Raw genomic sequence first — 21,566 nt, forward strand, 5'->3', positions numbered from 1 at the left:
AACTGTTCGTCCGATCCGATCCCCGACCCCGCCCGGAGGCGGTTTCGGTAGGGAGAGTTCTATGCCCGCGGGAGCACGGGCCGCAAGGGGTTCGGCGAACAAACTTCCGGTCCCACAGGGTTGCCCACAGAACTTCTCGCGTGCTCCACAGGCAGCCCGGCCCCCTCCACAGATCTGCGGCCTGGCTGTGGACGGCCGACCGGTCCGGGCTGCGCATGGACCCCGTCTCGACGGGGAACCCCTGAGAAGACCCTGAGAGTTCGGGTTTCGTGCAACTCCCGGGGGCACTGGCTCGTCAGTGCAGGTGAAGGCACCGACATCCGATCGGGAATCTCGCATCGAACTCAGGTGTTGGAACAGGTGTGCGACACGGGGTGATCGCACGAGAAGCAGGAGGACGAAGATGAGCACTGCACAGGCCAAGCGCACCACCACCACGACTCGTGAGATCGAGGGCCGCGACAGCGTCGGTCTCTACCTGGACGAGATCGCCCGCACCCCCCTGCTCGACGCCGAGACCGAGGTCGAGCTCTCCAAGACCATCGAGGCAGGCCTGCTGGCCCAGCACCTGCTCGACACCGGCCGCGTCGGCCGCCGCAAGGGCGGTGCACCGATGAGCGCCAACGAGGCCGAGCTCGAGTGGCTCGCCGAGCAGGGCCGCCTCGCCGTCGACCGCTTCATCGAGGCGAACCTGCGCCTCGTCGTGTCGATCGCCCGCAAGTACGGCCGCTCCCAGATGCCGATGCTCGACCTGATCCAGGAGGGCAACACCGGCCTGATCCGCGCGGTCGAGAAGTTCGACTACACCAAGGGCTACAAGTTCTCGACGTACGCCACCTGGTGGGTGCGGCAGGCCATCACCCGCGGCATCGCGCAGCAGGCCCGCGTCGTACGGCTTCCCGTGCACGTCGTGGAGGAGCTCAACCAGGTCGGCAGCGCCCGTCGGACGCTCGAGCGCCAGCTCGGCCGCGACCCGGAGCCGCAGGAGATCGCCACCGAGCTCGGCATGGACGTCGACCGCGTCCTCGACCTGATGAGCTGGGGCCGCGAGCACGTCTCGCTGGACACCCCGGTCGACGAGGACGGGGACACCTCGCTGGGTGACCTGATGGCGCAGGAGACCGCGCCCGGTCCGGACCTCAACGTCCTCGACGCCGAGGCCCGCCAGCGGCTCGACGACCTCGTCGGGATCCTCGACGAGCGCTCCGCGGACATCGTCCGGGCCCGTTACGGCCTGGCCGACGGTCGCCAGCACAAGCTCGCCGACATCGGCGCCCGGCACGGCATCTCCGCCGAGCGGGTCCGCCAGCTCGAGCGCGAGGCGCTCCAGAAGCTGCGTCGCGCGGGAGACCCGGACCTCGCAGCCTGAGCCGGCCCTCTTCAGCGATCCCCGGCTGACCGGGGATCGCTGAACTTGTCGGCCCGTGCACGGCCTGACAAGTTCAGCGAAGGCCTGACAACTAGTACGCCGCGGACAACAGGTTCCCGCTGGCGGCCTGTGCCTGCTCGACCACGTCGACGGGCACAGGCCGCTTTGCTGCGATCCGGGCCTGCCACATCTGGAGGGCGACCACGCGCGACGCCGCCTCCTCGATCCGGTCGCGGGGCAGGTCGCCGGACTTGATCGCGTCGACGATGATCTGGTGCGTCGTGGCGTTGTCCACCGGCATCAGCAGCAGGTCGGCGCCTGCCTTGAGCGCCTGGAGCGCAGGGGTGGGGCGACCCGCGACGGCGCCCATGCCGAGCGAGTCGGTGATGGCGACGCCCTCGAAGCCGAGGTCGTCGCGGAGCAGGTCGTAGACCTCCGGCGCCATGCTCGCCGGCACGTCGGGGGCGATCGAGGTGAGGTCGAGGTGGCTCATCATCACCGCCGGCGCGTGCTTGGCGATGGCCAGCTCGAATGGCGGCAGGTCGTGCTGGCGGATCTCCTCCAACGTCGAGTCGACGACGGGCAGCGCGTCGTGGCTGTCGGTCGTCGCCGTGCCGTGGCCCGGGAAGTGCTTGACCGTGGACACGATGCCGGCGGAGTCGTAGCCCTTCACGGCGTACGCCGTCGCCAGGGCGGCCACCTGCGGGTCCTCCGACGCCGACCGGGGTCCGATCGTCGGGTCGGCCGCACCGATGGTGACGTCGCCGACGGGTGCGAACACCCACGTGAACCCGAGGTCGCGCAGCTCGAAACCGGTCGCCCTGGCGGCCAGGCGGGTCACCTTGCGACCCGACCTCAGGTCGTTCTGGATGGCGTAGCCGGCGGACTTGAACTCCGGGAAGTCGGTCGCGATGCCGCGCAGGTGGGAGACGTAGCCGCCCTCCTGGTCCACGCCGATGACCGGCGGGAAGTCGCGACCGTCTTCGGCGGCCGCCTGCGCGACCGCGGCGGTCATCGCGAGCACCTGGTCGCGGTCGGTGACGTTGTCGGCGGTGATCGAGACGCCTGCGAGGTGCAGGTCGCGCACCATGTCGGCCGGCTCCGCGGGGTCGGTGCCGTGGAATCGGCCCACGATCACCTGTCCGGCGAGCTGGTCCGGCGACCAGGTGCTCACCAGCTCCTGGGCCTCCTCGACCTCACCGATGGTGGGACCCCACGAGGTCGGGGTGTCCGGGTCGTCCGGGGTCTCCGTGGCGGTCGGGTCGTCCGCCGGGGCGCTCGGGCTCGACGAGGACGTGCCGGGCCCGCTGCCGTCGTCGGACCCCACGGCCGCGCACCCGGTGGCCAGGAGGACACCTGCTGCGAGGACGGCCAGACGGGGTCGGATCGAACGCACGCCGGGAGGGTACCTGCCGCGCCGTCGCGATCGGGAAACGTCAGGCTGCGTCGCGCAGCGCCGCGTAGACCTGCTCGACGCGGCCCCTCAGGTCCTCGAGCGAACCGGTGTTGTCGATCACGTGCGTGGCGATGGCCAGGCGCTGTTCGCGGGTCGCCTGGGCCGCGATCCTCGACTCGGCCTCGTCGCGCGACCAGCCCCGGTCCCGCACCATCCGCTCGACCTGGACCTCGGTCGGGACGTCCACGACCACGACGGCGTCGAAGGAGCCGGCGCGGCCACCCTCGGCGAGCAGCGGGATGTCGTGGACGACGACGGCGTCCGCGGGTGCCTCCGCCTCGAACTCGGCGCCACGGCGGTGCACGAGCGGGTGGATGATCGCCTCCAGACGCGTGCGCGCGCCGGCGTCGGCGAAGACGATCGCGCCCATCGCGGGCCGGTCGAGGTCGCCCTCGGGCGTCAGCACCGAGTCGCCGAACTCCTCGACGACCGCGGCCAGTCCGGGCGTCCCCCGGGCCACCACCTCGCGCGCCAGCAGGTCGGCGTCGATGACGACGGCCCCCAGCTCGGCGAGCATCGCCGAGACGGTGCTCTTGCCCGAGGCGATGCCACCGGTCAGGCCGACACGCACGGTCACTGGTCCTCCCCCACGACGCGCTCAAGGATCTCGTGGAGCGTACGACGCTCCTCCTCCGGCAGCACGCCCAGGACCTGCTCGGACGCCTGACGTCGTACGTCGTCGATGCGGCCGACCAGGTCGCGGCCGTTGTCGGTGAGGGTGAGGGTGGTGGCCCGACGGTCGGTCGGGTCGGCGGTCCGCACGACCCAGCCGCGCTCCTCGAGCGCGTCCACGACCTCCGTCGCAGAGCGGGGCGCGATGCGCAGCTCCTCGGCGAGCACGGACGGCCGCATCCCCTCGGGGCGGGAGGACAGGACTCGCAGCGCGCGGGACTGCGACGGCGTGACCTGCCACGCGGCCAGCGAGTCGGCGTATGCACGGCGCACGCGCCGGGCCAGCGCCATGACCAGGTCGCCCGTGGCAGGTGGTTCGTGCGGGCCCACGGAATATCTCCGCTCGTCAGTCGGTTGTCACCTCATAGTGAGGTTACCTCACCTTGTCCCCCGACCTCCAGAGAGGAGCTGGTCGCATGGCTGACCACACTCCAGGCTCCCGCCGCTCCGGCGGCCGTCCCGACCCCGCAGACCTGCGGCAGCTCGCGGACTCCCCCGTCTCCCTCCGACGCATCGCGCGCCTCTTCGCGCCCCACCGAGCCACACTGGCCGTCGTCGTCGCCCTCATCGTGCTGAGCTCGCTGGTCTCGCTCGCCCAGCCGTTCCTCGTGCGCCACGTCATCGACGAGGCGCTCCCGCAGCAGGACGTCCGCCTGCTGCTCCTCCTCGTCGCCGCGATGCTCGGCGTAGCCGTCGCCACCGCCGTGATCGGCGTCGTCCAGACCTGGCTGTCGACCGCCGTCGGCCAGCGCGTGATGCACCGGCTGCGCAGCGACCTCTTCGCCCACCTCCAGCGCCAGTCGCTCGGCTTCTTCACCCGCACCCGCGGCGGTGAGGTGCAGTCGCGCCTGGTCAACGACATCGGCAGCATGCAGGGCGTCGTCACCCAGACCGCCACCTCGATCGCCGCCAACCTGACCGTCGTCGTCGGCACCGCCGTCGCGATGGTCGCCCTGAGCTGGCGTCTCGCGCTGCTCTCGCTGATCGTGCTCCCGCCGGCCGTCCTGCTGACCCGGCAGGTCGCCCGCATGCGCCACAAGGTCACCGCAGAGCGTCAGCGCCGGCTCGCCGACCTGCACGTGCAGATCGAGGAGGGTCTCTCGGTCAGCGGCGTGCTGCTCCACAAGACCCTCGGCGCCTCGCCGCGCCTCACCGCGAAGTTCGACGAGACCTCCGCCGACCTGGTCGGCCTCGAGATCCGCTCCCGCCTCGCCGGTCGCTGGCGGATGGCGACGATGAACGTCGTGTTCGCCGCGGTGCCGGCCGCGATCTACCTCGCCGCAGGCCTTCCGGCCACCTCGGGTGGGATGACGATCGGCACGCTCGTCGCCTTCATCGCCCTCCAGGGCAGCCTGTTCCGCCCGCTGATGGGCCTGCTCAACGTCGGGGTCGACATCACCTCGTCGATGGCGCTCTTCAGCCGCATCTTCGAGTACGCCGACCTCCCCATCGAGATCGACGAGCCCGACGAGCCGGTGGCCCTCCCCCGGGTCGGCGCGGCCGGCGAGGTGCGGTTCGAGGGCGTCGGTTTCGCGTACGACGACGACCGCCCCGTGCTCAGTGATGTCGACCTCGTCGTCCCGGCGGGCTCGACGCTGGCCCTCGTCGGCGAGACGGGCAGCGGCAAGTCGACGCTCGCCTCCCTGGTCCCGCGCCTCCACGACGTCACGTCCGGCCGGGTCACCATCGACGGCGTCGACGTGCGCGACCTCGGCCTCGCCGACCTCTCCGACCTCGTCGGCGTGGTCACCCAGGAGACCTACCTGATGCACGCCACCGTGCGCGAGAACCTCCGCCACGCCCGTCCCGACGCGACCGACGCGGAGCTCGAGGCCGCCGCCCGCCAGGCGCGGATCCACGACGTCATCGCCGCGCTCCCGGACGGCTACGACACGGTCGTCGGCTCCCGCGGGCACCGTTTCTCCGGCGGCGAGAAGCAGCGCCTGGCCATCGCCCGCACGCTGTTGCGCGACCCCGCGGTGCTCGTGCTCGACGAGGCCACCAGCGCGCTCGACAACGAGACCGAGCGGGCCCTCCTCGGCACCCTCGCCGAGGTCGCCCGCACCCGGACCACGATCACCATCGCGCACCGGCTCTCGACCGTGCGCGACGCTGACCAGATCGCCGTACTGAGCCACGGGCGGGTGGTCGAGCTCGGTACCCACGAGGAGCTCCTGCTCCTCGGCGGCAGGTACGCCGACCTGGTGCGGGGCGGCCTCCGGGCAGAGCCCGCGGCCGCCTGAGCATCAGGCGCCGCCGGCCTTCTCAGCCGCAGCGAGCAGCACGCAGGTCGCGACGGCCTCCATCGCCTCGGTGACCTCCGCGAGGGGCGGCATGGTCGGCGCGAGGCGGATGTTGGTGTCGTCGGGGTCCTGCTTGTAGGGGTACGACGACCCGGCCGGCGTCAGCGCGACCCCGGCGGCCTTGGCCAGCTCGACCACGCGCGACGCGGTGCCGGGCACCACGTCGAGGTTGACGAAGTAGCCCCCGGTCGGGGTGTTCCACCTCGCGACGTCGCGGCCGCCGAGCCGCTCGGAGAGGACCCGGTCCACCTCGGCGAACTTCGGCGCGATGATCTCGCGGTGGCGCACCATGTGGTCGCGCACGCCCTGCGCGTCGCCGAAGAACTCGACGTGACGCAGGTGGTTGACCTTGTCCGGGCCGATGGACCCGTTGCCGAGGTGTCCGAGGTACCACTTCACGTTCTCGGTCGAGGCGGCCAGGAAGGCCACGCCGGCACCGGCGTAGGTGATCTTGGACGTCGAGGCGAACATGATCGGCCGGTGCGGGTGGCCCGCCGCCGAGGCCAGCGTGAGGATGTCGGCGCTCTTCGCCTCCTCCTCGGTGAGGTGGTGCAGCGCGTAGGCGTTGTCCCAGAAGATCTTGAAGTCGGGCGCGGCGGTCGTCATGGCCGCCAGCCGGGCCGCGACGTCCTGGCTCACGATGGCGCCGGACGGGTTGGCGTAGGTCGGCACGACCCACATGCCCTTGAAGCTCGGGTCGTCCTTGACCAGTGCCTCGACAGCGGTCACGTCGGGGCCGTCGTCGTGCATCGGGACGGTCACCATCTCGATGCCGAGGCTCTCGAGCAGCGTGAAGTGGCGGTCGTAGCCCGGGACCGGGCACACGAAGCGGACCTTCTCCTCCTGGCCCCACGGGCGCTCGGAGTCGACGGCACCGAAGAGCATCAGGTCGACCAGGCAGTCACGCATCATGGTCAGGCTCGAGTTGCCGCCCGCGACGACCTGCTCGGGCTCGACCCACAGCAGCTCGGCGAACATCGCGCGCAGGTCGGCGAGGCCCTCGAGCCCGCCGTAGTTGCGTACGTCGACGCCGTGGGCGTCCTTGGTGGACGTCGGCAGCCGGAGCAGCTCGTCGGCGAGGTCGAGCTGCTGGGCGGACGGCTTGCCGCGCGTGAGGTCGAGCTTGAGCCCGCGCGTCTTCAGCTCCTCGTAGGCCGCGCGCTGCTGCTCTAGCAGCGCGGCGAGGTCGTCGGCGGACAGGTCGGCCAGCGCAGTCGCGTTCACGCGGCCAAGGCTACCGAGGCCGCGCCTGGGGTCAGGCCGGTGTCCGGAACGTACGGCGGTACTCCTGCGGGCTGACGCCGCGCGAGCGGCCGAAGTGGTGACGCAGCGTGGCGGCGTTGCCGAAGCCGACCTCGCCGGCGACCCAGTCGATCGAGTGGTCGGTCTGCTCCAGCAGCTCCTGGGCGGCGCGCACGCGCTCCCCGAGGATCCAGCTGTAGGGCGTCGTACCGGTCTCCTCCTTGAACCTCCGGGCGAAGGTGCGACCCGACATGTGCATCTGCCGCGCGAGGGTCTCCACGTCGAGCTCCTCGGCGAGGTTGGCGCTGATCCAGGCCAGGAGCGGCGCGAGGGCCTCCGACTCGCAGACGGGGACCGGACGGGCGATGAACTGGGCCTGCCCGCCATCGCGGTGCGGAGGGACCACCATGCGGCGGGCGGTGGTCGCGGCGACCTTCGCGCCGAACTGCTGACGCATCACGTGGAGCGCCGCGTCGAGCACGGCGGCGGAGCCGGCGCCGGTCACGATGCTGCCGTCCTGCACGTAGAGCACGTCACGGTCCACGATCGCCTCGGGGAACCGCTCGGCCAGCTCGGTGGCGTAGCGCCAGTGGGTGGTGCAGCGGCGCCCGTCGAGCACGCCCGCGTCGCCGAGCATGAAGGTCGCGGAGCAGTGTGCGAACAGCATCGCGCCCCGGTCGTGGGTGGCGCGGATCAGCTCCGCGACGGCGGGCGAGGACTTGCGGTGGTCGCTCATGGGCGCCAGGCAGACGAGGTCGGCGTCGGCGGCCTCGTCGAGCCCGTGCTCGACGACGAGGTCGAAACCCGCCCGGCTCTGCAGGCGACCGGGCGTCGGTGTGACGACCTTGAAGTCGAAGACCGGGTTGTCGTCCTCGGGGTGGTAGGGCTCGGCCCACACCTCGCACAACGCGCCGAGGCCGAACGGCTCGGGCTGCTCCTGGACGACGACGGCGACCTTCTTCATGACGACAGACTGCACCACGTGTGGCAGTAAATCAACTAATACTGGCATTCCTGCCACTGGTGGCGGTAAGTAGATGGGCGCAGACTTACTGCCATGAACACCATCCTCGCCCTCCTGGCCCTGACCGCCCTCTTCACCGTGCTGGTCAGCTACGTCCGTCACGACCGGTTCGCCGGCCCCTCCGCCACCACCCACCGCTTCGACGACCTCGGCGACGTCGACCTCCGCCAGCACCTGGTCCCCCGCGCCTGATCGTCGTGCGCCCCGTCGGGGACAATCTCCGACGTGTCGATGCTCTCTGAAGGCTCGCGGGTCGCGCTGCTGGTGCACGGCTCGACGGCGTACGTCGACCTGGTGCTCGCGCTGCTCGCCGACGGGATCTTCCCGATCCCGCTCGACCCGGCGCTGACCGAGGCCGAGCGGGGCCGGATCCTCGCTCCGCTCTCCCCCGACCTCGTGCTCACCACCGACGATGAGGTCCACGACCTCCTCGCCGGCCGGGAGGACCGGACGCGGTCACTGCCACGGGGTCGCCCGATCCACTGCACCAGCGGCACGACCGGCACGCCGAAGGGCGTCTGGTCGGGCCTCCTGGACCAGGCGGATGCCACCGCCCTCGTCGCCGAGGAGCGAGACCTCTGGGGCTTCAGCGCGAGCGACGTGAACCTCGTGCTCAGCCCCCTGCACCACTCCGCTCCTCTGCGCTTCGCGATGGGGACCCTGCTCGCCGGCGGCCGGATCACGGTGCCGGGCCGGTTCGACCCCACCCTCGTCACTGCCACGATCGAGGCCGAGCGGCCCACGACGATGTTCTGCGTGCCGACCCACCTGCAGCGCCTCTTCGCGCACTGGGACGAGGCCGGCGTACCGGACCTGTCGTCGTTCCGGCTCGTCGCGCACGCCGGCGCGCCGTGCCCGCCGGCCACGAAGCGACGGCTGGTCGAGCTGTTCCCGCGCGGCTCGACCTGGGAGTTCTACGGCTCCACCGAGGGCCAGTTCACCGCCTGCCGCTCCGAGGAGTGGCTGGCCCACCCCGGGACGGTCGGCCGCGCGCGGCCCGGACGCAGCCTGTCCGTCGACGAGGACGGGCGGATCTGGTGCGCCGTCCCCCACCACGCCCGGTTCACCTACCTCGGCGCACCCGAGCAGACCGCGGCGGCATGGCGCGAGACGCCGGCCGGACCCGCCTTCACGGTGGGTGACGTCGGACGGCTCGACGAGGACGGCTACCTCTACCTCGACGGCCGGCGCACGGACCTGATCATCTCCGGGGGCGTCAACGTCTACCCGCTCGAGGTCGAGAACGCGCTGCGCAGCGCACCCGGCGTCGACGACGTCGCCGTCTTCGGGATGCCGGACGACGAGTGGGGCCAGCGGGTCTGCGCTGCCGTGGTCGGCACGGCGTCGGCGGCCGACCTGACGTCGCCCCCGCACGGTGCTCGCGCCGGCCAAGCGACCCAAGGCCTACCTCTCGGTCCCGGAGCTGCCGATGACGGCGACCGGCAAGGTACGGCGCGAGGCGCTGGCTCAGCTCGGCACGCGGAAGCGGTGAGCGGCGCCGGTCCGGCGACCGGCCGAGTTGAGGGACACCACCCGGATGACGTAGCGACCGGGGAGGAGCGGGCCGAGGACCTGTCGCTGTCGGCGCGAGGCGTCGAACCGCAACCAGCGTGACGTCCCGGAACGCCTGGCCTCGAGCCGGTAGGACGTGGCACCCTCCGCTGCCGGCCACCTCACCACGACACGGCCGGTGTCGCGCACGCGCGCCCGGACTCGCGTGACGCGGTCCGGCCTGGACGGAGCGGTCGTCGGCGGAGCGGTGGTCGGCGGTGGGGTCGTGGGTGGTTCGGTCGTGGGCACGGTGGGCGTCGGGCTCGGGTTGTCGGTGGGAGTCGGCGTGGGTGTGCTGGTCGGTGGCTCAGGCGGGCGCAGCGCCGGAACACGTACGACGTTGCTGCGGACGTCGTCCGCGGGCACGATCCCGCGAACCGGCTGCAGGCGCACGTCGTGGTCGAGCGCCGGATCGAGGTCGAGGTCGGTTCCGTCGCCGGTGAACAGCTCGGGGAGCCGGGCCCAGCCCGGCTGGTCGGCGCTCCGGACCCAGACGTACTCGCCGTCCGCGCCGTGCGGAACCCAGTCGAGGTGCACCGCGGGCTGGTCGTCGTCCCCGGTCCAGCCAGCCGTCAGCTCGGGCGCGAGGCGCGGACCCTGGGGCACGACCGGCAACGGGCGCACGGCCGGAGCGCCGATCGAGAGCTCGGCGAGCGCGTCGGACATCGCGGCCGCGATCGTGAGCTCGCCGGAGGCGTCGGCGTGGACGTAGTCGACCGTGTCCTGGTCCACGACGTAGTCCTGGCTGGTCCGGGCGAGCACCACCGTGGAGGTGTCGGTCGACAGCGAGTCGGGCAGGCGGGCCAGCGCCAGGTTCGCCGGTGCCACGTCGGCCCAGGCGATCGGCGTGAGCTCGCCCAGCACGACGTCGATGTCGGGGTCCCGTGCCTGGAGGTCGGTGATCCACGTGGTGGCCATGTCGGCGACGTCCTGGCCGCTCGCGCCGCCGAAGACGAGATCGTTCACGCCGAGCATCACGACGACGACATCGGGGTCCAGCTCGGCGACCGCCGACGGCCCGACGTCCGGAGCACTCAGCGTCGACGCCCAACGTCGGCCACCGACCGCCGCGTGGTCGCGGTCGAAGTCCGGGTCGACGTACTCGTAGGGACCGCCGCGGTAGGGAGAGAGCGCGTCGTAGGGGCCGACGAAGTCCACCTGCGCACCGACCGTGTCGAGGTGGGTGGCCAGCCGGTAGCGCCAGGTCCAGTCGCCGGTGTAGCCCGCCGTGATCGAGTCGCCGACCAGCATGATCCGCGTCGGTTCCTCCGCGCGTGCCACAGCCGGCGCGAGCGCGGCTAGGACGACCAGGCCGGCTGCTGCCGCCGTCCCCCGATGAACCAGCCCCATCACGTTCCCCACGTCGTCCCCAACGAGCCACGACCCTAACCCGCTACGGCGGGCTCGCGTGACGGAACGCGACTCGTGCCCCACGAGGCAAGGAGGTACGACGAAGGCCCGCCGGGTGTCCCGGCGGGCCTTCGTGGTGCTACGTGCGGATCAGGCGATCAGCGGATCAGTTCGAGCCGCCGGTCAGCTTCTCGCGGAGCGCCTGGAGCGCCTCGTCGGAAGCCAGCGAGCCGCCGGTGTCGCCACCGGTCTCGGCCGCCGCGTCGCCACCGGAGGAGTAGGACGTGGCCTCGCCGGCCTCGACCTCGGCCTGCTTGGCCTCCTCCTGCTGCTTGACGTGCGCCTCCCAGCGGGCGTGCGCCTTGGCGTACTGGTCCTCCCAGACCGCACGCTGCTCGTCGAAGCCCTCGAGCCACTCGCCCGTCTCGGGGTCGAAGCCCTCGGGGTAGACGTAGTTGCCCTGCTCGTCGTAGGTCGCAGTCATGCCGTAGAGGGTCGGGTCGAACTCCTCCACGTCGGCGGCCGCAGCGGTCTCGTTGGCCTGCTTGAGAGACAGCGAGATCCGGCGACGCTCGAGGTCGATGTCGATGATCTTGACCATGACGTCGTCGTTGACCTGGACGACCTGCTCCGGGATCTCCACGTGGCGCTCGGCCAGCTCGGAGATGTGCACCAGGCCCTCGATGCCCTCCTCGACACGGACGAACGAACCGAAGGGCACCAGCTTGGTGACCTTGCCCGGGACGATCTGGCCGATCTGGTGGGTGCGGGCGAAGTGCTGCCACGGGTCCTCCTGCGTCGCCTTCAGCGACAGGGAGACACGCTCGCGGTCCATGTCCACGTCGAGGACCTCGACGGTGACCTCGTCGCCCACGGCGACGACCTCGGACGGGTGGTCGATGTGCTTCCAGGAGAGCTCGGAGACGTGGACGAGACCGTCGACGCCACCCAGGTCCACGAACGCACCGAAGTTGACGATCGAGGAGACGACGCCCTTGCGGATCTGGCCCTTCTGGAGCTGGGTCAGGAAGCCGTGGCGGACCTCGGACTGGGTCTGCTCGAGCCAGGCGCGGCGCGACAGGACCACGTTGTTGCGGTTCTTGTCGAGCTCGATGATCTTCGCCTCGAGCGTCTGGCCGACGTAGGGCTGCAGGTCGCGGACGCGACGCATCTCCACGAGGGAGGCCGGCAGGAAGCCGCGGAGGCCGATGTCGAGGATGAGGCCGCCCTTGACGACCTCGATGACGGTGCCCTCGACGACGCCGTCCTCCTCCTTGACCTGCTCGATGGTGCCCCAGGCACGCTCGTACTGCGCGCGCTTCTTGGACAGGATCAGACGACCTTCCTTGTCCTCCTTCTGGAGGACCAGGGCCTCGACCTTGTCGCCCACGGTAACGACCTCGTTGGGGTCGACGTCGTGCTTGATCGACAGCTCGCGCGAGGGGATGACGCCCTCGGTCTTGTAGCCGATGTCGAGGAGGACCTCGTCGCGGTCCACCTTGACGATGGTGCCGTCGACGATGTCGCCGTCGTTGAAGTACTTGATGGTCTCGTCGATAGCGGCGAGGAAGTCCTCTTCGGACCCGATGTCGTTGACGGCCACCTGGGGCGCGTCGTAGTCCGGAAGAGTGGAGAGCGTGCTCGTCATATGGGAAGTGATTCCTTGGATGGATGGAGTCGTGCGGACGCACGCAGCCGCCTGTTTCACTGGCCTCCGTCGGTGACTGGTCACTGACGGGAGCCCGGCGAGCCTGGTTTCGCTCGGTATGGAACCCGGGCGGACGACTGGCGCAACACTTAAGAGTACGCGTGCCCGAGGTCCTGAGTCCAACCGGGGCCCACGCTCCGCCCACGCTCACGGGAGGCGTACGGCGACGTGCCGCCCGGACTGGACCACCACGGTCATCGCCGCACCCCTGCGTTACCCCATTGTGGGTATGTCGTTGATGAGCTGAGGGGTCCAGACCACGGCCCCGCGCTTGTGACAACCACGGGGAGAAATACACATGTCACTACACCGCAGCCGCAGGCTGCGCATCGTCGCCGCACTCGTCCTGGTCCCGGGCTCCGTGCTCGCGTTCGGCCAGTCACCAGCTGTGGCAGCACCAGCCGCCACTCCCGATGTCGTGCCCGACGGTGCGACCGCCACCACCTCCGCCGGCCTGCTCGGCCTGACCGTCGCCGACGTCGGGTTGCCGGAGCCGCTGCCGCGGATCCGGGCCGCGCGTGTCGACGTCGCGCCGACCACCGGCTCGTTCGGTGCCGCGACGCCGCGAGCGCGGGCCAGCGCGTCCAACCTCGGTGCCGACGCCGCCGGCATCGACCTGTCGGGCCTCCTGTCGCAGGCCCAGCAGACGGCCCCACCCGACCACCCGGACCCGGCGACCGGTCCTCAGGTCGCCCGGATCTCGGCACCTCCGATCATCGCCGGAGGCGTGTCCAGCTCGACGGCGCACGCCCGACTTGCTGCGGACGGCAGCTGCCCGGCGCCCGGTACGCCGCTGACCACCTCGACCACGTCGACCGCGGACGTCTCGGTGCTCGACCTGGGCACCGTCGGCTCGCTCCTCGAGGCACCGGGAACCGTCAGCGCGACCCAGTCCGTGCGGCTGACGCAGGCACCGGGAGTGGGCGACGCGCGCGCCGTCACCTCGACGGCCACCACCGACGTCGCCGCGCTCGAGCTGTTCGACACGGTCACCGTCGGCATCAGCGAGGCACCCGTCTTGACGGCCACCGCCTCAGGTCGGCCCGGCGGTGCCGACGTCACCTACACCCAGCCCGTGGTCACGGTGACCGCGCCGGGCGCACCGGGCTCACCGTTCGTGCTGGACGCGGCCAACGAGACTGCGCGGTTCACCCTGCCGGCCAACCCGCTGCTCCAGGTCGAGCTCTCACTCGGGGCACTGTCCCGCGCCGTCGCGGCCGACGGCACGAGCGCCACCGGTAGCGCGGCACTCCTCCACCTCACGCTGAACCTGCTTCCCCTCCAGGGCAACGGGGTCAACGTCGCCACGGTGGACGTGGCACCCCTGTCCGCCGCAGCGGGCGCCCCGGCCGGTGGGATCACCTGCGCCGCCGACCCTGTCGTGGACACCGACGGCGACGGGCTCTCCGACGACCAGGAGGCTGGCCTCGGCACCGACCCGAACGACGCGGACAGCGACGACGACGGCCTTCGTGACGGCCCCGAGGTGAACACGTACGACACCGACCCGCTCGACGCCGACACTGACGACGGCGGCGTGAACGACGGCGACGAGGTCCAGAACGGGACCGACCCGAGCGACGGCTCCGACGACCAGCCCGGCCCGGCCGCCGACTCCGACGGCGACGGCCTCACCGACGAGCAGGAGGCAGACCTCGGCACGGATCCCTCTGACGCCGACACCGACGGCGACGGCCTCACCGACGGCCAGGAGGTCAACACCGAGAAGACCGACCCGCTCGACCCCGACTCCGACGACGGCGGTGTCGACGACGGCGACGAGGTCGACCACGGCACCGACCCGCTCGACGGCTCCGACGACGTGACTGCGCCTCTCGACACCGACGGCGACGGGCTGAGCGACGAGCAGGAGGCCACCCTGGGCACCGACCCCGGGAAGGGCGACTCCGACGGCGACGGGCTGTCCGACGGCGCCGAGGTGAACACGTACGACACCGACCCGCTCAAGGCGGACACCGACGGCGGTGGCGTCACCGACGGCGTGGAGGTCGGTCGGGGCACCGACCCGAACAAGGCGGTGGACGACGACCCGCCGGCCGCGCCCGGCGCCCCGACCGCCGACCCCGACGGGGACGGCCTGACGACCGCCCAGGAGGCACAACAGGGCACCGATCCGAACAAGGCCGACACCGACGGCGACGGCCTCACCGACGGGCAGGAGCTGTCGGTCCACGGCACCGATCCGAACGTCGCCGACACCGACAAGGACGGCCTCAACGACGGCCCGGAGGTCGTCGGCTTCCGGATCCGTGAACGGTTCAAGGTGTGCGGCCGCAAGGCACGGTCGTGGATCAAGGTCGCGACCGACCCGACCAGGAAGGACACCGACCGCGACGGCCTCTCCGACCGGGCGGAGGTCGTGGGCTACAAGATCAAGCAGCGCGTGGTCCTGCGTGGCGGGAAGGTCATCGTCATCGGTCTCACCCGGACCAACCCGACCAAGAAGGACACCGACCGCGACGGCCTGTCCGACAAGGTGGAGAAGACCGGGAAGGCCAACAAGCGCTTCGGCAAGCACAGGACGGACCCGTCGAAGTGCGACACCGATCGCGGAGGCGTCAGCGACGGCCGGGAGGTCACGTACCGCTCCGACCCGTCCAACTACGCCTCGGGCCCGCGCAGCCGCGATGAGCGCCGGATGCTCCTTCCGCGGGAGGACCGGGGGGACGTGGGCTGATCCCAGGGCACGTAGCGCCTGACCGTCGGGTCAGCCGAACGGCCAGGCGTGCACGTCGCCCGACTCGCCGATCGCGCGGAGCAACGTCTCCGCGCGGTCGGCGACCGGATTGGCGCCGGCGCGCGCGGCGAGGTCGACCAGGGCCCACAGGTCGGCGGACCGGGCGCCCTCGAGGAGCTGCTCCGGGGTTCCGCCGCGCAGGCTCGTCCACGCCGACAGCACCGCGTCGACGTACGCCGGGTGGCGCTCGAAGCGGAGCAGGTTGCCGACGTCGGTCCACGGATGCCCGGCGTGGGCGAACTCCCAGTCCAGGACGGCGGTGACGCTCGAGGTATCGCGGTCGACGAGCAGGTTCTTCGGGTTGAGGTCGCTGTGCACGAGGCTCGCGCGGTCGACCGTGTCGAGCAGGTCCTGGGCCTGCGCGGCGACCTCGCCGAGCCGGGCGCGCTCGCCCTCCGACCAGCCGGTCAGTCGGTGCTCCACGCACTCGAGCAGGCCACCGTCGGGGAACTCCCCCAGCGTCAGCGTGGAGTCCACGAAGGGCCCCGGCCGCAGCATCGGCATGCCGGCGAGCATGCCGGCGACGCGCCCGGTCTCCGCGCCGAGCCGTGACAGGCCGTCAGCGTCGCCGGCGGCCTCGAGGTCCGCGACGACGAGGTCGGCCCGCTCCCCCGGCAGCCACTCGGTGACGAGCAGCCCTGGCTGCAGGTCGTGCGGCTGCTCGCGGCGTACCTCCACGACCTCCGGCACCGGCAGCAGCCCACGCACCAGCCGCAGCACCGCGGCGTCGACCTCCGGCGCCGTGGCACCGCGGGGGTCGCCGGGCGGGTACACCCGCACCACGGCCCGCTCGCCGCCGACGTCGCCGAGGAACGTGCGCCCCGAGTGACCTCCCGACAGCGGAGTCAGGGAGGTGCCGAGGTCGCTCACCGGGAGATCGTGGCACGCGCCCCGTCCAGGCGCGCCAGCCACCCGTACGCTCTCCGTGTGGAGGACCACCTGCCCCAGTCCGTCCGGGTCGAGCGTCGTCCCGTGACCGAGCACGAGTCCCGCCTCGCCAACGGCCCCGACTGGGACCGCTACGCCGACGAGTACCAGGCCACCCACGGCGCGTTCCTCGGCGACGCCGGGTTCGTGTGGGGGCCCGAGGGGCACACCGAGGACGAGCTCGGCATCCTCGGCGACGTCACCGACCTCGACGTGCTCGAGGTGGGCAGCGGCGCCGGCCAGTGCTCACGCTGGGTGCGCACGCACGGCGGTCGCGGCTTCGGGCTCGACCTGTCGCACCGCCAGCTCCAGCACTCGCTGCGCCTCGACGAGGAGACCGGGGTCGCCGTCCCGTCGGTGCGCGGGACCGCCACCGACCTGCCCTTCGCCGACGCCAGCTTCGACGTCGTGTTCTGCTCCTTCGGGGCGCTGCAGTTCGTCAGCGACATCGAGACCGCGGTGGCAGAGGCCGCGCGTGTGCTCCGGCCGGGCGGTCGGTTCGCGTTCTCGATCACCCATCCCACGCGGTGGATGTTCCCCGACGACCCCGGCGAGGCCGGCCTGACCGCGACGCAGTCCTACTGGGACCGCACCCCCTACGTCGAGGTCGACGACGCCTCCGGCGTGGTGTCGTACGTCGAGCACCACCGCACGCTCGGCGACTGGGTCCGGCTGCTGCACGGACAGCGCTTCACGCTGGCCGACCTCGTCGAGCCGGAGTGGCCCGCCGACCACGACCGCGTGTGGGGCGGCTGGTCACGCACCCGCGGGCTGCTCACGCCGGGCACCGCGATCTTCGTCGCGCACCTGACGGGTCGCTGACGCCTGCCGCGACCGGTTGCGCGCCCAGCCGGCGAGGAGCGAGGCCGGGTTGAGGTGGGCCCACACCCGGCGCGGCGCGTCGGCCTCGCGCACCAGCTGCCGGCGCAGCCGCTGGCACTCGTCCCAGAACGCGCGACCTTCCTCCACGTCGGCCGGTTGCGCGGCGAAGACCGCGGCATCGGCCTGCCGCGCGAGCTCGAGTCCGGCACCGAGCCGCGTCGCCTGCGCGAAGCGGCTCCACGTGTCGGGGACCGGCGTGCCCCGGTCGCGCGCGGCGTCGAGCACCTCCTGCCAGCCGTTGACGTAGGGGGACGACCACGACGACGCGCGCCGGCGACGACCGCGACGTAGCAGCTTCACGACGGGCACGAGCAGCAGCGCCAGGAGCACTCCCGCCAGCACGCCACCGACGACCCGCAGGATGACCGCCCACGGCGAGAGCGGCTCGCGGACGGCGGTGCCCTCCGGCAGGACGATCGGCGTGCCCCTGGGGATGCGGATCTCCTTGTCCTTGCCCTTGGCCGCCTCCTCGAGCTGCTCCTCCACGAACCCGCCGGGGTCGCCGGCCCCGCCAGCGCCTGCGTCGCCCTCGGCCACCAGGTGGACGCCGACATAGCGCTGGGGGTCGAGGGGCCGCCACGTGCCGTCGGCGAACTGGAGCTCGACCCAGGACGTGACGTCGTCGTAGGTCACCAGGCCGTTCGGGGCGGGCTCCGCTCCGGTCACGACCCGGGCCGGGACACCCAGCCGCGAGGCGCCGAGCGCCATCACCGCGGTGTACTGGAAGGGCGTCCCCGACATGTCCTTCGAGCCGAGCAGCCGCAGCCCGAGGTCGACCGGCGCCTGGGACGACGACCCGGTGAAGCGGGTTGTGCCGTTGAGCCTCAGGTAGCGCGCCAGCAGGAGCACCCGCTCGATCGGGCGGATCTCGGCGCGGTCGAACGGCTTGACGTACTGGTCGAGGAAGGCCCCCGCCGGCTGGCGCTGGTCCTCGGTCGCCTCCTGGGTCGCGTCGCGGCGGGTGAACTGGTCCTCGGTGAGCACCGAGCCGAAGGTGTAGTCGTCGCGGGTGTTCACGCCGCCGATGACGAGGGCACTCGAGGTGGCCTGGTTGTAGCGCACGTCGGCCAGCTGGGTGCGGCCGTCGGTGTAGTCGAGCTGCAGGCTGGTGAGCTCACCGAGCATCGGCAGCCAGTCGCTGGAGTAGCCGGGCCGGATCTGGATCCGCACACCGACGGAGCGGCCGTCGTGCAGCGGCTCGACGTTCTCGCCGATGCGCTTGAAGGTGCCGAAGCCGTCGGTGCCGGGCGACTCGTCCGCCGGGACCCACGCCTGGCCGTCGTACAGGTCGAGGGCGGCGAAGCGCAGCAACCGCCCCTCGGGCACGCCGGTCGCCTTGAACAGCTCGTTGCGACGACCCACGCGGCGCGGCACGACCGAGTCGGCCGCGCCGGCGACGACGGCGCTGTTGCCGTCGCCCTTGAGCAGGACCCGGTCGACCTCGTTGCGGTCGGGGACGAGCAGGCTGGTCACACCCGAGACCAGGGTGACCGTGAGCACCGCGGTCATCGCCGCGGCGACGGACCCACGCGCCTCGCCGACGAGGGCCTCGCGCCGGCGGGCCCGGGCGGCCGCCCAGACGACGAGCACGATGGCGAAGAAGATGCCGCGCGGCACCAGCAACGTCGGCACCAGCACGCCCAGCGGGATCGTCGCGGCGAGGCCGGCCACCAGCGGCACCGCAGGCGCGAGCGTGCTGCGTGTGGCCACCGCGAGCCACGCAGCAGGAGCGGCGGCGAGGAAGCCGATCAGGTACGGCACCAGCATCACCTGGCCGCTCGGGTCGACCGGCGGGACGGTGCTGACGAGGGTCGTGGGCGCGCTGACGCTGAGGCCGAGCACGCGGTTCATCGTCTCGAGGCTCGGTAGCACGTAGGGGCCCGGTCGGTGCAGCGCCACCCACGCACCCAGCGGCGCGAACAGGACCACAGCACCCAGGGCGTACCACCACACCCCCTCGTGGAGGCGTCTGCACACCAGCGCGAGACCGAGCAGCAGGACCACCGGCACGAGGCCGGTCACCAGGTAGCTCCGGTCGGCAAAGGTGTCGTCGAGGAGCGAGAGCGTCACCGCCATCAGGAGCAGGACGACGAGCACGTCGACGACGGTGCCGCGCTCCCGGTTCATCGCATGCCTCGCGCCAGGAGCTCGCGGAGCCGGGCCAGGTCGGGGATGGAGATCTCCCGCAGCGAGCCGCTGTCGCGCAGCCGCGCGTCGTCCTCGCTGTTGGCGCGTACGACGATCCAGTCTGCGCCGCGGTCGAAGCGACGGGCGGCCTGGTCGAGCTGCACGAGGTCGCGTGCCGCACCGGTCACCTGCACCACGAGCCCCGTGCCGCTGGCAGCCGCCGCCGCGTCGGCGGCGTGGGACAGGTAGTCGTCGTCGCCCGCGGTGAAGCGGCAGGCGGCGTCGGTCATCGCGATCGCGTTGCGGCCGCGACCCAGGTGCGGACCGCAGCGGAGGTAGGTGTCGAAGTCGTCGCGGACGGCGCGCAGCGCGATCGAGGTCGCGACCGAGACGGCGAGCTCGAAGTCGCGCAGCCGCGGGTAGGACGACCGGGCGCCGTCGACGAGGACGGTGACGTGGCCGCGCCGGGTCTCGTGGTACTGCCGGACCAGCAGCTGGTCGGCCTTGGCCGAGGAGCGCCAGTGCACGTGGCGCAGGTCGTCACCGGGGACGTACTCGCGCAGTGCGTGGAAGGCCAGGTCGCTCATCGAGAGCTGCTGGCTGGTCGCGCCGTCGAGGTCGTTGGTGAGACCACCGGCGAAGACGGAGAGGTCGGTGACGCGCGGTGCGACCAGCAGCTCGAGGGCGTCGCCGGAGTGGAACTTGCGCGTCACCAGGCCGACCGGGTCGGTCTTCTCGTAGGTCACCGGACCGACGACGTAGACCCCGCGCGGCACGGCCGGCAGCGGCACCGCCTCGGTGTGGCGGGCGAAGGGAGCGAGGAAGGGCAGCCGGAGCGAGACGGTGCGGCGTCCCACCGGGACCGTGACCTTCGGGAACAGCATGGGCGCAGCGCCGGCCTGCAGGTTCAGGGTCGCCGTGGGCGGCGTGCCGCCCTCGACGATGCGGTTGGGTCGCAGCACCAGCTGCGCGACCGGGGTGCCGGGCAGCACCTGCCAGACCAGGCCCAGCACGAGGAGGCCGAAGGCAACAACGGCGAGCTGGGTGAACTCCTGCCAGTTGAGCCGGACCGCCAGGACCAGCGTGACGATGCCCAGCACGAGGACGCTCCGGCCCAGCCCCGTCAGCATGCGGAGGGGTGCGACCACCCGGGAGAGCAGCCGCCCGAGGGCGGCCGTGCGCGGGACCTGCAGCACACTCACGCGCGGTCGCGAGGCACCGGGACCTGCACCAGCAGGTCGTCGATGACCTCCTCGGGGGTGACGCCGCCGAAGGCGGCGCCGGACGCCATGAGCAGCCGGTGGCCCAGGACCGGACGCGCCAGCGTGGCGACGTCCTCGGGCACCACGTGCCCGCGGCCCTCGGCCAGAGCCCACGCCTTCGCGGCGCGGATCCACGCCAGCGCACCGCGGCTCGACAGCCCGATCCGCACGTCCGGCACGTCGCGCGAGGCCTCGGCCAGGCGGCGGACATAGCTGATGATCGCCCGGTCGACGTGGACCATGTCGGCGAGCTGGCCCATCTGGGAGATCTCCCTCGCGCCGACCACCGGGCTCAGTCCGGCAGCCCGGTCGCGCACGCGCGACTCGGCCAGCAGGGCCTCGGTCGACTCGGCGTCGGGGTGCCCGACGCTGGTGCGCATCAGGAACCGGTCGAGCTGCGCCTCGGGCAGCTGGTAGGTGCCGGCCTGCTCGATCGGGTTCTGGGTCGCGATCACCATGAACGGCCGGCCCACCTCGTGGGTGCGGCCGTCGACGGTGACGTGGCCCTCCTCCATCACCTCCAGGAGCGCCGACTGCGTCTTCGGCGAGGCGCGGTTGATCTCGTCGGCGAGCACGATGCTGTGGAAGATCGGGCCCGGGTGGAACGAGAACTCGCCGTGCGCCTGGTCGTAGACGGTGACGCCCGTGACGTCGGAGGGGAGCAGGTCGGGCGTGAACTGGATGCGCGCGAACGAGCAGTCCAGCGACTTCGCCACCGCGCGCGCCAGCATCGTCTTGCCGGTGCCGGGCAGGTCCTCGAGCAGCAGGTGGCCACCCGACACCAGGCACGTCAGCGCGAGTCGCACGACGTGCTTCTTGCCGAGCACCGCCGACTCCACGTTGTGCACGACCCGCTCGAACGTGTCGGCGTACCACCGCACGTCGTCGGTGTGGACGGTCGCGATCTCAGTCATGCGGTCGCGGAGCTACCTCTC

The 21,566-nt window shown here is 72.0% G+C and carries 16 protein-coding genes and 1 pseudogene; 6 read left to right on the plus strand and 11 right to left on the minus strand.

All coding sequences use genetic code 11. From position 1 onward, the window contains the following. The first annotated feature begins 403 nt into the window (after positions 1-403). The gene (locus J2X46_RS17575; protein WP_310252840.1) at positions 404-1,369 is read left to right on the plus strand and encodes a sigma-70 family RNA polymerase sigma factor; all 966 of its coding nucleotides are present in this window, start codon (positions 404-406) and stop codon (positions 1,367-1,369) included. A 91-nt stretch (positions 1,370-1,460) separates the two neighbouring features. On the opposite strand, the gene J2X46_RS17580 is transcribed toward J2X46_RS17575, so the two are convergent. From J2X46_RS17580 to J2X46_RS17590, 3 genes are read right to left on the minus strand one after another with little or no spacing between them, the layout of a single operon-like run. Continuing rightward, positions 1,461-2,765, minus strand: a complete 1,305-nt coding sequence (locus J2X46_RS17580) for a glycoside hydrolase family 3 N-terminal domain-containing protein (RefSeq protein WP_310252842.1) — start codon at positions 2,763-2,765, stop codon at positions 1,461-1,463. Positions 2,766-2,805: 40 nt separating this feature from the next. Then, positions 2,806-3,396: a dephospho-CoA kinase gene (gene coaE, locus J2X46_RS17585; protein WP_310252985.1), complete on the minus strand. Its 591-nt coding sequence runs from the start codon at positions 3,394-3,396 to the stop codon at positions 2,806-2,808. A 2-nt stretch (positions 3,397-3,398) separates the two neighbouring features. After that, positions 3,399-3,827 (minus strand): MarR family winged helix-turn-helix transcriptional regulator, encoded by a 429-nt coding sequence (locus J2X46_RS17590; RefSeq protein WP_310252844.1) that lies wholly within the window; start codon positions 3,825-3,827, stop codon positions 3,399-3,401. An 86-nt stretch (positions 3,828-3,913) separates the two neighbouring features. Here J2X46_RS17590 and J2X46_RS17595 point away from each other — a divergent pair, with 86 nt between their 5' ends. Continuing rightward, positions 3,914-5,740: an ABC transporter ATP-binding protein gene (locus tag J2X46_RS17595; protein ID WP_310252845.1), complete on the plus strand. Its 1,827-nt coding sequence runs from the start codon at positions 3,914-3,916 to the stop codon at positions 5,738-5,740. A gap of 3 nt (positions 5,741-5,743) precedes the next feature. Here J2X46_RS17595 and J2X46_RS17600 read toward each other — a convergent pair whose 3' ends face one another. Together J2X46_RS17600 and J2X46_RS17605 are read right to left on the minus strand one after the other, a co-directional pair. Next, complete coding sequence (locus J2X46_RS17600; RefSeq protein WP_310252847.1) at positions 5,744-7,024, minus strand: aminotransferase class I/II-fold pyridoxal phosphate-dependent enzyme; 1,281 nt, start codon at positions 7,022-7,024, stop codon at positions 5,744-5,746. Positions 7,025-7,055: 31 nt separating this feature from the next. Next, positions 7,056-8,006, minus strand: a complete 951-nt coding sequence (locus tag J2X46_RS17605) for a helix-turn-helix domain-containing protein (RefSeq protein ID WP_310252848.1) — start codon at positions 8,004-8,006, stop codon at positions 7,056-7,058. A gap of 93 nt (positions 8,007-8,099) precedes the next feature. Here J2X46_RS17605 and J2X46_RS17610 point away from each other — a divergent pair, with 93 nt between their 5' ends. Both J2X46_RS17610 and J2X46_RS17615 read left to right on the plus strand, forming a co-directional pair. Further along, positions 8,100-8,258 (plus strand): hypothetical protein, encoded by a 159-nt coding sequence (locus J2X46_RS17610; RefSeq protein WP_310252850.1) that lies wholly within the window; start codon positions 8,100-8,102, stop codon positions 8,256-8,258. Between the two features lie 39 nt (positions 8,259-8,297). Next, positions 8,298-9,356 (plus strand): annotated as a pseudogene (locus J2X46_RS17615) (class I adenylate-forming enzyme family protein); the annotation flags it as partial. Positions 9,357-9,533: 177 nt separating this feature from the next. On the opposite strand, the gene J2X46_RS17620 reads toward J2X46_RS17615, so the two are convergent. Further along, positions 9,534-10,967, minus strand: a complete 1,434-nt coding sequence (locus J2X46_RS17620; RefSeq protein ID WP_310252851.1) for a GDSL-type esterase/lipase family protein — start codon at positions 10,965-10,967, stop codon at positions 9,534-9,536. 166 nt (positions 10,968-11,133) lie between these two features. Further along, on the minus strand, positions 11,134-12,615 hold the full coding sequence (gene rpsA, locus J2X46_RS17625; protein WP_310252853.1) for a 30S ribosomal protein S1: 1,482 nt from the start codon (positions 12,613-12,615) through the stop codon (positions 11,134-11,136). 358 nt (positions 12,616-12,973) lie between these two features. On the opposite strand from rpsA, the gene J2X46_RS17630 reads away from it, so the two are divergent. Beyond that, positions 12,974-15,373, plus strand: a complete 2,400-nt coding sequence (locus tag J2X46_RS17630) for a binary toxin-like calcium binding domain-containing protein (protein ID WP_310252856.1) — start codon at positions 12,974-12,976, stop codon at positions 15,371-15,373. Between the two features lie 30 nt (positions 15,374-15,403). On the opposite strand, the gene J2X46_RS17635 is transcribed toward J2X46_RS17630, so the two are convergent. Further along, entirely contained in the window at positions 15,404-16,303 is a 900-nt protein-coding gene (locus J2X46_RS17635; protein WP_310252861.1) for a phosphotransferase, read from the minus strand. A gap of 57 nt (positions 16,304-16,360) precedes the next feature. Between J2X46_RS17635 and J2X46_RS17640 the strand changes: the two genes are divergently transcribed. Continuing rightward, the gene (locus J2X46_RS17640) at positions 16,361-17,182 is read left to right on the plus strand and encodes a class I SAM-dependent methyltransferase (RefSeq protein WP_310252862.1); all 822 of its coding nucleotides are present in this window, start codon (positions 16,361-16,363) and stop codon (positions 17,180-17,182) included. Here the strand turns inward: J2X46_RS17640 and J2X46_RS17645 are convergent. Genes J2X46_RS17645 through J2X46_RS17655 form a run of 3 tightly spaced genes read right to left on the minus strand, consistent with a single transcriptional unit; the run spans position 17,117 to position 21,545 of the window. Then, positions 17,117-19,369: a transglutaminaseTgpA domain-containing protein gene (locus J2X46_RS17645; RefSeq protein ID WP_310252863.1), complete on the minus strand. Its 2,253-nt coding sequence runs from the start codon at positions 19,367-19,369 to the stop codon at positions 17,117-17,119. The two genes, J2X46_RS17640 and J2X46_RS17645, sit on opposite strands and share 66 nt — an antisense overlap. Continuing rightward, positions 19,366-20,571: a DUF58 domain-containing protein gene (locus J2X46_RS17650; protein ID WP_310252865.1), complete on the minus strand. Its 1,206-nt coding sequence runs from the start codon at positions 20,569-20,571 to the stop codon at positions 19,366-19,368. Before J2X46_RS17650 ends, J2X46_RS17645 begins: the two co-directional genes overlap by 4 nt. Beyond that, entirely contained in the window at positions 20,568-21,545 is a 978-nt protein-coding gene (locus tag J2X46_RS17655) for a MoxR family ATPase (protein WP_310252867.1), read from the minus strand. The genes J2X46_RS17650 and J2X46_RS17655 overlap by 4 nt, the downstream gene beginning before the upstream one ends. Between the last annotated feature and the right edge of the window lie 21 nt (positions 21,546-21,566).

This window comes from Nocardioides sp. BE266 (assembly GCF_031457855.1).
GTDB lineage: Bacteria > Actinomycetota > Actinomycetes > Propionibacteriales > Nocardioidaceae > Nocardioides.